The sequence below is a fragment of the Segetibacter koreensis DSM 18137 genome (assembly GCF_000374045.1).
Lineage (GTDB): Bacteria > Bacteroidota > Bacteroidia > Chitinophagales > Chitinophagaceae > Segetibacter > Segetibacter koreensis.
In genome coordinates, this window is the sequence record NZ_KB893315.1 from 84,330 (window position 1) to 99,542 (window position 15,213).

Below are 15,213 nucleotides of genomic sequence, written 5' to 3' on the forward strand. Positions count from 1 at the left end.
TGTAAAATTTGTATTATTCGTCTTGTGCCTGGATAGCAGTAATAATGACCGTATTAAAAATATCGTCAACAGTGCACCCCCTGCTCAGGTCGTTTACCGGTTTATTAAGCCCTTGAAGCATTGGGCCAATTGCAAGCGCACCTGTTTCCCGTTGTACAGCTTTATAGGTATTATTGCCGGTATTCAGATCGGGAAAAATAAGCACACTTGCCTGCCCTGCCACTTCTGAACTCGGCAGTTTCTGTTTACCAACAACAGGGTCAACGGCAGCATCATATTGAATTGGCCCTTCCACTTTCAAGTCAGGTCTTTTTTGTTTTACAATTTCTGTGGCCTCACGCACTTTATCTACATCTTCGCCCTCGCCCGATGTACCTGAAGAATAGGACAACATTGCAATGCGGGGCTCAATACCAAAACGCTTGCTGCTTTCCGCTGATGATATGGCAATCTCTGCCAATTGGGCTGCTGTGGGATTTGGATTAACAGCACAGTCGCCAAAAACAGCCACTCGGTCGGGCAGGCACATAAAAAACACAGAAGAAACAACTGAAATGCCGGGTTTGGTTTTTACGAATTGCAAAGCGGGTCGTATGGTGTGTTGCGTGGTATGAACAGCACCTGATACCATACCGTCAGCCAAGCCTTTATAAACCATCATAGTACCGAAGTACGACACATCAGTCATCATGTCTCGCGCCATTTCGAGATTGACATTTTTATTCTTTCTTAGTTCATATAAGGTATTAACAAAATCCTGGTAAAAATCTGAATGAGCCGGATCAATAATTCGAATACGGTTTATATCAAAATCGAGCCCTAACCGCTTAACTGATGCTGCAATTTCTACAGGGTCGCCTAATAAAGTAAGCGTTACAATTCCTTCATTAACAAGCCGCGCTGTTGCTTTAAGTATGCGTTCGTCATTTCCCTCAGGCAAAACAATATGCTTAATCTTCTTTTTGGCCCATTTAGCTAGCTGGTATTGAAACATATGGGGCGTTATACCTTCAGACTTATAAGTTACCATCTTTCGGTCTAGCGCCTGCACATCTACTGTACGTTCGAAAATACTTATAGCAAGCTGAATTTTTTTAATATTATCAGGAGTAAACTTAGATTTTATCGCACCAACTTTTGTAGAGGTTTCAAAAGTTCCGGTTGTTACAAGTATGATGGGAATAAGTGATTGCAGACCTTCCAGCAACCTCAGTATCGGTTCTTCAGGTTCAAATCCTGCTGTTAGCACAATACCGGAGATTTTTGGATAACTTATAGAGAGGTTTGCCTGTAATGCTGCAATTATCATATCTCCGCGGTCACCCGGGGTAATAATTAAGACATTTTCTTTTATATGGCTAAGAAAGTGAGGAACGTTCATAGCACCTATAACCACATTATCTACTTGCTTGGAAAGATTTTCCTGCCCAAATAAAAGCTTTCCATTCAAATTCTCAAGGATTTCTTTCATAGAGGGACCTAACAAAGCCTTGTCTAAAGGAATAACGGCAAGAATGGTTCCTTCGCCTAACTGTAACTTCAATAGCTGCTGCACATCGTCTGCCTGTTCAGGTTTCACCTTGTTAACTACAATTGCGATAACCTGTACTTCCCTGCTTTGAAAATTTCGAAAAGCATTTAATACAGCGCTGACTATTTCCGCAGTCGTTTTGTTTTCTCCTGTGACAACAATTATTACCGGGGCGCTGAGATTTTTAGCTATTGACAAGTTTAGCTCAAACTCAAATGCGGTTCCTTCACCTAAAAAATCACTGCCTTCAATAACTGTAAAATCGTAATCTTCCTCCAGCTTTTTAAACTTACGAATAATGGTATTTAATATTGCGCCAAGGCTGTCATTTTCCATTTCGCGCATAACATTCGGCCTTGTAAAAGCATACGTGTCTTCATACTTTACTCCCAGGTTAAAATATTCTATAATTGTCTCGATATGTCCATCCATTCCTTCACGTGGATCAACATTGATAATGGGTTTGAAATAACCTATTTTTTTAGTCTTTGCCAATAGCATATTTACAAGTCCCAGAGCTACGACGGACTTGCCACTGTACGGTTCTACAGTTGCTATAAAAATTGATTTTGTCATATTTTTTGCTATTTAGGCAAGGTGAAATAATGCATTGACAATATACACGATAATGATATAGCTTATTTGTAGGAATTGCTTCTTCTCGTATTATTTTAAGCGTCTTATTACTTAATACAGTCCGCGAGAGAATTGGGACAGAAAGCTTGACATGTAAAAATTAAATTCGAGTTTTCCGCACTGAAAGTGATGCTACAATCAAATTAACAAAACGACCTTTTTTATAGAAAAGCTTTCGAACTGCCAATGGAACTAGAAAAATCGGAACGTAAAACATTTAACTTAAATCGTCGATATCTGACACAAAGATTTCTGCGAAAGTGCGTGAGAAAAGATGTAAAAAAGGATTCTTATTGAATCCATAACTATATTAAATCAAAAAGATCCCTTTGTTGCATTAAAAGGTTGACTACTATTATATTAACTGTTATTCAATTAATTATTTAAAACCTCTGATTTCCTATCTTTTGTTTGATTTCTTTTAGCAGTATAAGGCAGCATGATTGAAGCAAATGATCCGCCACATACGTTACCAATTATAGCAGACATAAATACAAAAAAGATCAATCCATGCGTTTTTCCCGTACCTGTCTGTGAAGGTGCATTTTCAAGTGCCTTATATGACATTCCCGAGCTGAATACATCGGGTATAAAAACAGAAATAGCGATAGCAGCAACGATGCAGGAGATTATTATTCCTATTGCCGTGGCTATATGGCCAGCAGCAACCTGTGTCTGTGTACTTGCGTCTCCTCCCTTCATTTTATTAAAATTGAGCATGTACGTTGCAATAACAACAAGAAAGAGACCGTTTCCTAAAAACAGCAACCAGGTATTTTGATAATTGTCTAAGTTCAAATAAACTAGCATTGGTATGCAAAAAGCTATTGCTGCTATTAATCCCCAGGTGATATAAGTTGAAAGATATTCCTTTTTAAACATTGTATTCAGTTTTTATTTTTCACAGAAGTAATTAAACAACTAAACCCGTAAAAAAATCGTTCCATTATTTTTTTAGCGTGATTAACTGCATGTTAGACTCGTGATACATTAGAAAAAACTTCATTTGCAAAAACAGGTGTGGAATAATTTGTTCTAAAAAGATCAAGTTTCGTTAAACCTTTATAAATTAAATTCTTCTTCTTTAAAAGTCCTTTTTAGTTTAAGATTAGAGATCGGGGCAACTACAAGCGCAAATTTCTCCACCGTGACATAACTTGTATCCAGTCCAAAACTTCTTGCTTCTGACAGGCTATGATCTTTGAGCCAAAAATGAAATTTCATAATAATTCTTTCTAAGAAAGGAAGATCATTATCGTTACTTAAGTATTTCTCCATAACTACAAACTGAAAATCGCCAACTATATTGTTACGTTCAAGGCTTTCATAACGACTGGTGATGTTTACCTCCTTGTTTTCTACAAGCTCTTTAACTACCTGGCGAAACATCAGATTTATTCTCGGCTGAACCCTAAAACCTAATCTGAACTCTACCCTTATTATATCGTTTGGAATAATGTGATTTACACTGTATTCACTTGTGTAAGGGTCATCTACGGTATGTACATGCACAAACCAGTAGATATCTGCCCTTTTTGGTTTCTTATATAAAATAGAATATATGATCTTATGTTCTATTTCCCTGAAATTATCGGCGCTAGTCATATAAACCAGGTGAGTTGCTTGCTTAATGATTGATTTATCATTACTAAGCTCCTCCAGCCTGCCGATGTAGTCATCTAATGAAACGAACTCCACATACCTGTTTTTTATTTTTCGCGCACGATACCAGACATACATTACGGAAAATAGAAAGCCGCCCATAATAAGTGTAACATATCCGCCGTGGGGAAATTTATCAAGATTGGCAGCTAAAAAAGAACATTCAATCGTTAAATAAACAGCTAGATATAAATATACCAGTAATGGAGCAGCACGATGTATGACAAGGAAATTAGAGAAAAGAATAGTGGTAGCAATCATACACATGGTAATAGCAAGGCCGTAGGCCGCCTCCATATTTGTAGATTTTTGAAAATGAAGGACAATACCTACACAGCCCAAAAATAGAAGCGTGTTTATTCCAGGAACATACAACTGTCCTCTTGCCTCTGTAGGATATATTATTTTCATTTTAGGCCAGAGGTTTAAACGAATGGCTTCACTTATCAGGGTAAAAGATCCACTGATAAGCGCCTGGCTGGCAATAACTGCCGCTGTAGTTGCTATAGCAATACCGGGAACTACAAACCAGGAAGGCATAATGCCATAAAAAGGATTGAAACCAGCCGTGATCATATCCTGTGTTATCAATTTGCCTTTGTAATGAGCTAATAACCACGCGCCCTGACCAAGGTAATTAAGAATTAGACATGTTTTTACAAATACCCACGACACACGTATATTTTCTTTTCCACAGTGACCCAGATCAGAATAAAGGGCCTCTGCACCGGTAGTACAAAGAAATACAGCGCCGAGTATCCAAAATCCTTTAGGATAAGTTGTTAAGAGTTTTAATGCATAGTATGGGTTAAGAGCTTTGAATATGTGAAGGTCGTCCACAAGATGAAAACAACCTAATACTGCAAGCATTACAAACCAACAGGCCATTAGAGGGCCGAAAAACTTACCGATAGATGCAGTTCCAAACTGCTGTAAAAAAAACAGGCCCGATATAATAACCAGCACAATGTATACAATAATTCTGTTGGAAATATGACCGAGGAAACTTATGTTCCTTAACCCCTCAATAGCTGAGGTAACAGAAATAGGAGGTGTAATCATACCATCTGCAAGCAGCGCTGCTCCACCGATTATGGCCGCAAATACAAGCCACTTTCTTCTTCGCCTGACTAAAGCATAGAGGGAAAAAATGCCTCCTTCACCCCTGTTATCCGCGTTTAATGTTAGTATTACATATTTAACGGTTGTCTGAAGGGTCAGTGTCCAGATAATACAGGAAAGACTGCCTATTATAAGCAGATCGCTTATTACTTTTCCATTGGTAATGGCATTTAGTACATACAGGGGAGACGTACCAATATCACCATAAATTATTCCGAGCGCTATTATAAGACCTGCGAAAGATACTTTAGTATTCTGTGAATGCATAGAAGCAAAATATAAACAGCATGATGAACGTATAAAAAAAGGATGCCAAACAACGATTAAACGCGACTCTTCGACAAAAGTTCTTCCCGAACCTTGTTTTTTGAGTATTCAGTTTGATTTAGTTTTAAACCAGTATAGGCAATCGTTAGCGACCAAGAGTGACTAATTATCATGTTGACAAAACCTTAATAGTTTTTTCACCAGAAAAAAATGTTTTGGATTATTATTTACCACCACTTTTGATAATTAGATAAATTGAAGTTAATATGATAGAGTATTTAACTAAAACCAGATGCTATAAATTTATAAAAATAATACTACAAATAACGTTTGATATAATTAAAGTATTTATATAACTTTATGTTGTACTACAAAATATGAAAAAAGTTTTCAAAAGAGGGTACCCAGTAATTAATGCCAGGAGGGCGTGAAACAAACCAGTACTTCAACGAAAAAATTTTTAGTCAAAGAAGTGAAAGGAATAGTTTCAACAAAAAATACTCCTATCGTTAACAGGCCGCCGGTGTCTTGAAGATGCATAATCAGGAATCCGTCTGCCTGTTTTTATTTTTCTTACGCCTCTAATAAAAACAAGTAACACCTGATTTTGAAAGTATAAATAAAATGCCCCCGGTTTTGAATCAGGGGGCATTTTACATTAAATAACAAAGAATGTCATTTTTTATTTATCACCTTCTTCCTGTTGTAACCTGTCTCTTATAGAAGCTAAGGCACCTAAATCACCCAAAGTCGCTTTTTCAACTTTAGTCTGGATGTTTTTAACTGCTTTATTCGTTTTTTCCGCTTCTACACGAGCCTCTTTTCTTGCTGCATCTTTCTCCTGCTGCTGAGCCTGCTCCCAAATACGGGTATGACTAACTACAATGCGTTTTTCATTGCGGTCGAATTCAATAACCATAAATTGTGCGTGTTCATCAATTCCAATGCTCTTTCCATCTTCTTTCATTAAATGACGGGCAGGTGCAAATCCTTCAAGACCGTATGGTAATTGTACGGTGGCTCCTTTGTCATCCTTCCTGGTAACTGTACCTTCGTGAATTGATCCAATTCCAAAAGTATCTTCCAGAGTATTCCAAGGATCTTCTTCCAATTGTTTGTGACCTAGCTGAAGCTTGCGGTTTTCTTTATCAATTCCCATGATAATCACATCAATATGCTCACCAACCTTCGTGTACTCACCTGGATGATTGTAACGCTTTAACCAGCTTAGATCGCTGATGTGTATCATACCACCAATACCTGGCTCAAGTTCTACAAATACACCGTAAGGGGTAATGTTTTTAACCAAACCACTGTGCTTACTGCCTTCTGGGAATTTATTTTCGATAGTGCTCCATGGGTCGTCGCTCATCTGTTTGATTGACAGGCTCATTTTCCGGCTATCTTTATCGAGAGTCACAATCTTAGCTTCGTACTCATCACCAAGCTTAAAGAATTCTTTAGCATTGATTGGTGTATTTGCCCATGTAATTTCACTTACGTGTACAAGACCTTCAACACCCGGCATGATTTCTAAGAAAGCACCGTAATCTTCAATATTTACCACTTTACCTTTTACAACTTCACCTTCTTTAATTGTCTCTGGCAATACATCCCAAGGGTGTGGAGTAAGTTGTTTTAAACCAAGGCTGATACGCTTTTTGTCGTCGTCGAAATCTAGTACAACCACGTTCAGTCTCTGATCTAGTTTCAATACTTCGCTTGGGTGGTTGATACGTCCCCAACTGATGTCGGTGATGTACAACAAACCATCTAAGCCGCCAAGGTCCATAAATGCACCAAAGTCTGTGATGTTTTTGATGGTACCTTCCAATACCTGTCCTTTTTCCAGCTTAGACATAATTTCAGCTCTTTGAGCTTCGATGTCGCTTTCAATAAGAGCTTTGTGTGATACAACGGCATTTTTAATTGCTTCGTTAACCTTAACAACTTTAAATTCCATTGTTTTACCAACAAACTGGTCGTAATCGGTAACTGGCTTAACGTCGATTTGAGAACCTGGTAAGAATGTTTCCATACCAAATACGTCAACGATAAGACCGCCTTTTGTTTTGCTGGTAACCAGGCCGGTAATAACTTCTCCTGTTTTGTGTACCTCTACAATTCTCTCCCATGCACGGAAAATTCTTGCAGACTTACGGCTAAGATGAAGGTGACCTTGCCTGTCTTCTTTTTCAACAACCATAACCTCAACATCGTCTCCGACTTTCAGGTTAGGCAAATCTCTGAATTCATTAAGGGAAACCAATCCATCGCTTTTAAAGCCAATGTTTACAACAACATCAGTCTTAGTTAAAGCAACTACATTTCCATTAATGATTTCGCCGTCATTAATTTGGACAAAAGTGTTGTCATATACACTGTCGTACTTTTCTCTTTCTTCTTTTTTGTAAGTACTTACATTGCGTTTGTCAATACTCCAGTCAAAATCATCGTGAGCAGTTTCAACCTTAGGTTGTTCTGCTTCGCGGGCCGGGGCAGCACTTTGTTCTGCCACAACAGGCTCCTGCGCAGGTTCATTTGTTGTCGCTGTAGTAGCATCAATATCCGCTGTAGCGGTTACGGGTGCAGTCTCCTGTGCATCAGCGTTTGGGTTAACAATTTCGTTTTCTTCTGACATAAATATAATCCGGGATTTTTGCTCCGGCCTGCAAAAGTAATAAAAGATCAGCTAAAATGTCTCAAAAACGAAATACCTGCTACCATTAACAAACCCTTTTGATTTCTCACGTCTGACTACCAATTCTTTCTGTCAGCTCCGGTAAAAAAATCAAGTATTTTCAATATTGCCCGCGATTGCCTTTGCAGCAATCCAGCCGCTTGTCCACGCGTGCTGGAAATTAAATCCGCCTGTTATTCCGTCAACATCAAGTATTTCACCGGCAAAATATAATTGAGTAACCACTTTGCTCTGCATTGTATTTGGGTCTACCTCAGTAAGCTTTATTCCTCCGCAGGTTACAAATTCCTCTTTAAAAGTTGTTTTTCCGTGTACTTCAAACTCTTGCGCGGTTAAATTTTTTATCAGCTTATTTTGCTCTTTTCCCGGCAGATCTGCCCATCTTATCTCTTCCTTTATCCCGCTTTCATGTAATAAATACAACCAGAGCCTGTTAGGTAAACTGAAGGGATTTCTATTGCCGATCTTTTGCGCTGAATGCTCATTCCTTACTTCGTGCCAGCTCTCCCGCAATGTATGCTCATTATATTCGGGTATCCAGTTAACCAAAATGCTGAAATGATAATTTCTATTTGCAAGTTCTCTGGCGCCCCATGCTGATAGCTTCAAAATAGCCGGACCGCTCATTCCCCAATGCGTTATAAGTAGCGGTCCCTCATCTGCTAATTTACTTCCAACAATCTTTACAGAAGCCTTTTCAACAGAAACACCCATAAGTTGAGTTATTGGATTGCCGGGTATATTAAATGTAAACAGAGATGGCACAGGCTCTTCAATAGAATGTCCTAAAGCTTTTACCCATTCAAACATAGAACTTTTAGGATAACCTCCGCAGGCAACACAAATAAAGTCGGAAATCAGATTTCGGGAGCCAGAAAGATCAATTACAAATCTTCCCGCCTCGTCACGCTTTATACTTTTTACTTCAGAATTTAATAATATTTCTACTCCAAATTTATTTGCTTCCCTCATCAGACAATCTATAATGGTTTGCGAAGTATCGGTGATTGAAAACATCCTTCCATCAGCTTCTGTTTTTAGTTTCACCCCTCTTTCCTCAAACCATTGTACACAATCATTGGTGTTGAATTGGTAAAAAGCTTTTTTAAGAAAATTTGTTCCTCGTGGATATTTTTTTACAAGTCCGGAAATTTCAAAACAGGCATGAGTCACATTGCATCGACCACCCCCACTTACTCTGACTTTTGAAAGAAGTTTAGACGTTTTTTCTACAATAATAACCTTTAGAGATGGATTCATTCTTGCCGCATTCACCGCACCAAAAAATCCTGCAGCGCCTCCACCGATGACTACCAATCGTCGTTGTAAATTTTTATTAGAAGCTTTCCCCGTTTCATTCTGATTCATTGCAGCAAAAGTACAACGTCACTTAATAATATATCAAAACGACATGGATAGCGCAAAAAAACATCAAATTGTATCTATCAAAGCTGAGGAATTGGTCTGTGAAATAACTTATGAAACTTTTAAGAATAACAGTGCGAAGTTCTAAAAAATTAATATCCTCGTAATACACATTGTTTATCTTAGTTTTTTTAAATGCCACAACATGCGAATATTACCAGTTGTTTTTTGCCTTGCCCTCGCCTCTCTTACTTATGCACAGAAATCAAATAGAATTAAACTTAAAACAGTCCATTTACCTAATGGATGGAGTCTTTCACCCGTAGGTCGCAGCCTTCCTTTGGGCGACCTACCGCTAAATATTGCTGTTAGTTCATCAAAAAAATATATTGCAGTTACTAATAATGGTCAAAGTGTGCAAAGCCTGCAATTGATAAACCCAAAAACAGAGAGAATATTAGATAATGTAATAGTATCAAAATTATGGTTTGGTTTAAAATTCAGCGGCGATGAAAAATTTTTATATGCAAGTGCAGGAAACGACAACCAAATATTGAAATACAGTATTGTACATGATAAACTAATACTGAGGGATAGCCTCGTTTTAGGTGAGAAGTGGCCAAACAAAATATCGCCTGCAGGTATTGAGATCGATGATGCTGCTCAACTGATGTATGTGGTTACAAAAGAGGACAATGCATTGTATATACTTGACCTTCAAACAAAAAAAGTCATATCGAAGACGCCTTTTCAAGGCGAAGCATACAGTTGCCTGCTATCAAATGATAAAAAGCAATTGTACATTTCATGTTGGGGATGTGATAAATTATTAGTTTTTGATACTGAAAAAAGATCTGTCACAAATGAAATTTCCGTAGGCGATAATCCTAACGATATCTGTCTTTCTAAAAATGGAAAATTTCTTTTTGTTGCCAATGCAAACGATAATTCTGTAAGTGTTATTAATATAAAGAAACAGAGGGTCATAGAAACGCTAAATACAGCCCTGTATCCAAATGCACCTTCTGGCTCTACAAGTAATAGCGTAGCATTGAGCAGTGACGAAAAAACTTTATACATAGCAAATGCAGACAATAATTGCCTTGCGGTATTTGATGTCAGCAGACCCGGCTTCAGCAAATCAAAGGGTTTTATTCCGGTAGGATGGTACCCAACCAATGTAAAAGTTATTGGCAACAAAATATTTGTTGCTAACGGAAAAGGATTTTCTTCAAAAGCCAATCCATATGGTCCAAATCCTTTACAATCAAAACAACAGGTAAATTACCAGAAAGGTGACACTACAAGACAGGTAGAAGTTCAATATATAGGAGGATTATTTAAAGGTACTCTTAAAATTATCGACGCTCCTTCTAAAAAACAATTATCACTATATTCTCAAAAGGTATATCAAAATACGCCTTATAGCAAAAACAAAGAATTGATCGCAAAGGGCGAACCAGGAAATCCTGTGCCTATGAAAGTAGGTGATACTTCACCAATTAAGCATGTTTTTTATGTAATTAAAGAGAACCGTACTTACGACCAGGTTTTAGGTGATATAAAAGAAGGAAATGGCGATCCCTCACTTGTGTTATTTGGCGAAAAAATCACTCCTAATCAACATGCGTTAGCAAAGCAATTTGTTTTGCTGGATAATTTATATGCAGATGGAGAAGTGAGTGCCGATGGCCACAATTGGTCTATGGGAGCGTACGCCGATGACTACCTGGAAAAGACGTGGGTAACCAGCTATGGAGGACGCGGGGGAAGTTATGACGGCGAAGGCAAAAGGGCCATTGCAAATAACAAAGGAGGCTTTATATGGGATCAATGCAAACGTGCAGGTGTTACTTACCGTACTTATGGCGAATTTGCCGATGATGGTAAAGCAAATATTACTTCTCTTGAAGGTCACTTTTGCCCTTATTCGGAAGGCTTTAATATGGATGTAAGAGATACAACAAGGTTTTTTCAATGGAAAAGAGATTTCGACTCTTTATTATCCATTGGCCAGGTACCTCAATTCAACTCTATTAGATTTAGCAATGACCATACAGAAGGGTTACGCAAAGGAAAACTTACGCCTATTGCTCACGTAGCTGATAACGACCTTGCAGTGGGAATGTTTGTAGAATATTTAAGCAAAAGTCCAATATGGAAACAGTCGGCGGTTTTTATAATTGAAGATGATGCACAAAATGGCGCAGACCATATTGATGCACACCGTACAACAGGTTATTTAGCAGGGGGATTTGTAAAAAGAGGATATACAGATCATACCATGTATTCTACCACATCTATGTTGCGGACGATGGAACTAATTCTTGGTATTCCTCCTATGACGCAGTATGATGCTGCAGCTACTCCTCTATGGCGTTCTTTTTCGAGTGTGGCAGATACCACTCAATTTGTTGCTAAGGCCGCAAATGTAAATATGGATGATAAAAACACAGTCCTGAATGAATGGCAAAGGCGGTCTGAAGGTTTTAACCTGGCAAAAGAAGATGCTGCACCAGACCTTGAATTTAACCTGGTATTGTGGCATGCAATTAAAGGAGATAATGTTCCTTTTCCCGGACCACGAAGGGCAGCTTTTGTAAAATTAAATGATGAAGAAAAGGATAAAGATTAAGCGATTATTAATTTTTTGAAGGTGATTATTCCTGGAGAAAAAGAATCCAGTTGTCATGCAGTACAAAAATTAATCGAAAACTGATTGATGCTTTATGAAAAATAAATGCTTCTTTTCGGTGAAGTATGTTACAATTTAAAATTAACCAAATCATCAGGAGAATTATAATTATTAAAATAGGTTTTCCAATTATTGGGAATTGTCGAATAATTTGTATCTAAATTCTCAAGTACATACTGAAGGCTGTTTTTCTTTAGCTGTTCGTGTTTATAGCGGTCATATATTTTTTTCAAACCCCTAGAAGTATAAATTGCACAAAGTGGCTCGGCAAGGGTTTCATTCAAAAAAACAAAAGCTTCTTCTTTTTTACCCTGACTTGTTGATATCAAAAAAGCTATCACTTCCGTGCGCATCGCTGCCATATCACATGCAAGCACGAATAGGTCTTGCTCAGGGAATTGGAGGTGCACGGATAAAATGCCTTTTAAAGGGCCATACACTTCTACAGCAGTATTATCTTTTATAATAGAAAATTGATAAAATTTTGCTGAATAGGATGAGAATTGCAATCCATTAACAGATAAAACAACAGGCAACTTTGAACTGCTAAGTTTATTCGCAGCTAGTTCTACCCATGCTAAAGACTGATGCTCGAGTAAACCCTTGTCAGTACCCATTCTCATGCTTTTTCCTCCGCACAATACTACGCCTGTCATAATTAAATTTATTTACATGCTTTCAACTGGCTAAGCAACTTAATACTTTGCGAAATCATCTACTAATTTCCTGGCAGTTCTTTAGCCTGCTAGTGTAAAATGCTATTTATGTTCCTGTTCATTATACCAATATCTATTGTTTTTGCGTTCATTATTACAATTGATGCATATAAAAAAGACAAGGAAAACGAAATTTAAATTAAAATATAGTAATTGTGAGCATGAATTTTTTACATTAGTGTCAGGATTGGCGTTATTAATCTCAACAGAAAATGAAAAGCATTTTTGAACCAGCAACGTTGGAAGACATTATACGAAGGATTAACACACTCAATCCATCTACGCCCCGACTATGGGGAAAGATGGAAGTTGCCCAAATGATGGCACATTGCAGCGCAGCGTTAGAAGTCGCTACAGGACAAAAAACGCCTCCCCGTATGTTTATTGGCAGAATTCTGGGGCCGTTTTTAAAATCAGTTTTTACAAATGAAAAACCTTTAAAAAAGAATACGCCAACAGACAAAAGCTTTTTAGTTATAGACCGGCGAAATTTTGAAAAGGAAAAAGCCCGCCTCGTTGATCTGGTCACACGATTCTCTACCGGTGGTGAAGCAAATTGTACTAAACACCCTCATTCTTTTTTTGGCAAGCTTACTCCTAAACAATGGGGAATTGGGATGTATAAACACCTCGACCATCATTTAAGGCAATTTGGCGTATAATTTTACCTTTTCCCTGCTTCAAATTTCCACCCACATCGTCTTTCGAATAAACAACATTTCTGGCATAGTTGTTTAACATTATATGTAGAATCAAAACTTCAAAGCATGTTACAACTGATAAAAGATCTTCCGCAACATGTTGTAGGTGTTCGTGCCGTCGGGCATGTCGGTAAAGAGGATTATGAGCAAACGTTCATGCCAGCAATAGAGAAAGTAGCTAACGAATTTGGTGAAATAAATTTACTCATGCTGCTTGAAACAGAAATAACAAATTTTAGTTACGGTGCATGGATGCGGGATGCAAAAGTAAGTTTAAAGCATTTTGCGCAATGGCACAAAGTTGCAATTGTGACGGACCAGAAAGTAATAGAAAGAATTTCTCACATTTTAAGCTTTCTTTCTCCTGCTGAGGTTAAAGGATTTCCCGTTTCTGATGCCGAACTGGCAAAAGTATGGGTAGCAGCCCCTAAAGAGAAAGAGAAGAAACATAATGCCTGAAGTTTTAACCTTATCATTCGCGCCATTAGTTTCATATTTGCCTGACTAATCTTATGAAATCACTTCTTTTAATTATCGCATTTTACCGGCTATGTCTGTTTTCCTATTCTCAGAATAACTCTTCGATGCCCACAAAGTGGCGTGCTGTTATCCACCGACAGGATCATAATGATATTGTGTTCAACTTCGAGAAGGAGCAAAAAGATAACAGAACTGTTTTATATGTTCTTAATGCAGGTGAAAGGCTTCGTGTTGACAGCGTTCGTTTCCAGGGAGACTCTGTTTTTATAAAAATGCCTGTCTTTGAGTCTTCCTTTAAAGCAACGATAGCCCAGGGGAAATGGAGCGGCATGTGGATAAAAGGAACAGCGGGTGCAGAACAAGTGATGCCTTTTACCGCCGAAAAAAACAATGTGCGTTTTACTTTAAGTGAAGGACCGGCGAAAATAGATATAAACGGAAGATGGGCGGTGAGGTTTGCTAGTGATAGCACCGGCGAGACAAGTTCTATTGCAGAATTCCGGCAAAAAGGAGACAAACTTGAAGGAACTTTCTTAACGCCGACTGGCGATTATCGTTTCCTAGAAGGAGTGGTAACGGGCAACAAACTGAAATTATCAGGCTTTGATGGCGCTCATGCTTATTTATTTACCGCTGATATAACTGATAAAAACACGATTCAACACGGAAAGTATTTTTCGGGGTTGAAATACAGCGAAGAATGGTGGGCGACTAAAGATGCCGGCGCAAAGGTCAAGACTGATGAAGCGGCCATGTACCTGAGGCCCGGTGAGGAAAAACTAGACTTTCGCTTTCCGGATTTAAATGGACACCCTGTTTCCATTAATGACCAGCGATTTAAAAACAAGGTCGTAATTGTGCAGCTAATGGGTTCCTGGTGCCCCAACTGTATGGACGAAACAGCTTTTCTAAGCGATTATTACAATAGAAATAAACAACAGGGTGTAGAAATTGTAGCACTGGCATATGAATACTCGACAAACTTTGAACGATCGCAGAAAAGCCTGAAGAAATTTCAGCAAAGGTTCAATGTGCAGTACCCTGTTTTAATTACCGGCGTAACTGTTTCTGATACTTTCCGCACAGAAAAAACGTTACCGCAAGTAACCAGGATAAAAGTCTTTCCTTCTTCAATAATTATTGATAAAAAAGGTAAAGTCAGAAAATTAGATACAGGTTTTTTTGGCCCGGGAACAGGCCAGCATTATGAAGCTTATAAGCAGGAATTTTATAAGACCATAGATACATTATTGAAAGAAAAATAGCATCTTATCGCAGCAAGCTCCGAGCTATTTTATTTTTAACCATCTTTTACTTTTAATTGTTGATTTTAGAAT

10 protein-coding genes are annotated in these 15,213 nt (G+C 38.1%); 4 read left to right on the forward strand and 6 right to left on the reverse strand.

Going from position 1 to position 15,213, the window contains the following annotated elements; all coding sequences use genetic code 11:
* Nucleotides 1-13: 13 nt before the first annotated feature.
* The 5 genes from pta to B154_RS0102965 all read right to left on the reverse strand — a co-directional run bounded on the left by pta (nt 14) and on the right by B154_RS0102965 (nt 9,287).
* Nucleotides 14-2,107, reverse strand: a complete 2,094-nt coding sequence (gene pta / locus B154_RS0102940; RefSeq protein ID WP_018611754.1) for a phosphate acetyltransferase — start codon at nt 2,105-2,107, stop codon at nt 14-16.
* Between the two features lie 435 nt (nt 2,108-2,542).
* Nucleotides 2,543-3,049: a hypothetical protein gene (locus tag B154_RS0102945; RefSeq protein ID WP_018611755.1), complete on the reverse strand. Its 507-nt coding sequence runs from the start codon at nt 3,047-3,049 to the stop codon at nt 2,543-2,545.
* Between the two features lie 180 nt (nt 3,050-3,229).
* Complete coding sequence (locus tag B154_RS0102950) at nt 3,230-5,218, reverse strand: KUP/HAK/KT family potassium transporter (RefSeq protein ID WP_018611757.1); 1,989 nt, start codon at nt 5,216-5,218, stop codon at nt 3,230-3,232.
* A 682-nt stretch (nt 5,219-5,900) separates the two neighbouring features.
* Nucleotides 5,901-7,859 carry a 30S ribosomal protein S1 gene (gene rpsA, locus B154_RS0102960; RefSeq protein WP_018611761.1) on the reverse strand — a complete coding sequence of 653 codons (1,959 nt, stop codon included), beginning with the start codon at nt 7,857-7,859 and terminating at the stop codon, nt 5,901-5,903.
* Nucleotides 7,860-8,009: 150 nt separating this feature from the next.
* The gene (locus B154_RS0102965; RefSeq protein ID WP_051084272.1) at nt 8,010-9,287 is read right to left on the reverse strand and encodes a BaiN/RdsA family NAD(P)/FAD-dependent oxidoreductase; all 1,278 of its coding nucleotides are present in this window, start codon (nt 9,285-9,287) and stop codon (nt 8,010-8,012) included.
* A 202-nt stretch (nt 9,288-9,489) separates the two neighbouring features.
* Between B154_RS0102965 and B154_RS0102970 the strand changes: the two genes are divergently transcribed.
* A complete protein-coding gene (locus tag B154_RS0102970; protein ID WP_018611764.1) occupies nt 9,490-11,919 on the forward strand; it encodes a bifunctional YncE family protein/alkaline phosphatase family protein in 2,430 nt (809 codons plus the stop codon).
* Nucleotides 11,920-12,047: 128 nt separating this feature from the next.
* Here the strand turns inward: B154_RS0102970 and B154_RS0102975 are convergent, their stop codons facing one another.
* Nucleotides 12,048-12,635 (reverse strand): molybdenum cofactor guanylyltransferase, encoded by a 588-nt coding sequence (locus tag B154_RS0102975; protein WP_018611766.1) that lies wholly within the window; start codon nt 12,633-12,635, stop codon nt 12,048-12,050.
* A 272-nt stretch (nt 12,636-12,907) separates the two neighbouring features.
* Here B154_RS0102975 and B154_RS0102980 point away from each other — a divergent pair, with 272 nt between their 5' ends.
* The 3 genes from B154_RS0102980 to B154_RS0102990 all read left to right on the forward strand — a co-directional run bounded on the left by B154_RS0102980 (nt 12,908) and on the right by B154_RS0102990 (nt 15,141).
* Nucleotides 12,908-13,357: a DUF1569 domain-containing protein gene (locus tag B154_RS0102980; protein WP_018611768.1), complete on the forward strand. Its 450-nt coding sequence runs from the start codon at nt 12,908-12,910 to the stop codon at nt 13,355-13,357.
* A 105-nt stretch (nt 13,358-13,462) separates the two neighbouring features.
* Complete coding sequence (locus tag B154_RS0102985) at nt 13,463-13,855, forward strand: SpoIIAA family protein (RefSeq protein ID WP_018611770.1); 393 nt, start codon at nt 13,463-13,465, stop codon at nt 13,853-13,855.
* Nucleotides 13,856-13,980: 125 nt separating this feature from the next.
* The gene (locus tag B154_RS0102990; RefSeq protein WP_018611772.1) at nt 13,981-15,141 is read left to right on the forward strand and encodes a peroxiredoxin family protein; all 1,161 of its coding nucleotides are present in this window, start codon (nt 13,981-13,983) and stop codon (nt 15,139-15,141) included.
* The last annotated feature ends 72 nt before the right edge of the window (nt 15,142-15,213 follow it).

Coding starts and splice junctions, on each gene's coding strand:
- B154_RS0102975 (WP_018611766.1), bottom strand. CDS start 12,635: ATGACAGGCGTAGTATTGTGCGGAGGAAAAAGCATGAGAATGGGTACT.
- rpsA (WP_018611761.1), bottom strand. CDS start 7,859: ATGTCAGAAGAAAACGAAATTGTTAACCCAAACGCTGATGCACAGGAG.
- B154_RS0102990 (WP_018611772.1), top strand. CDS start 13,981: ATGCCCACAAAGTGGCGTGCTGTTATCCACCGACAGGATCATAATGAT.
- B154_RS0102965 (WP_051084272.1), bottom strand. CDS start 9,287: ATGAATCAGAATGAAACGGGGAAAGCTTCTAATAAAAATTTACAACGA.
- B154_RS0102985 (WP_018611770.1), top strand. CDS start 13,463: ATGTTACAACTGATAAAAGATCTTCCGCAACATGTTGTAGGTGTTCGT.
- B154_RS0102945 (WP_018611755.1), bottom strand. CDS start 3,049: ATGTTTAAAAAGGAATATCTTTCAACTTATATCACCTGGGGATTAATA.
- B154_RS0102950 (WP_018611757.1), bottom strand. CDS start 5,218: ATGCATTCACAGAATACTAAAGTATCTTTCGCAGGTCTTATAATAGCG.
- B154_RS0102980 (WP_018611768.1), top strand. CDS start 12,908: ATGAAAAGCATTTTTGAACCAGCAACGTTGGAAGACATTATACGAAGG.
- B154_RS0102970 (WP_018611764.1), top strand. CDS start 9,490: ATGCGAATATTACCAGTTGTTTTTTGCCTTGCCCTCGCCTCTCTTACT.
- pta (WP_018611754.1), bottom strand. CDS start 2,107: ATGACAAAATCAATTTTTATAGCAACTGTAGAACCGTACAGTGGCAAG.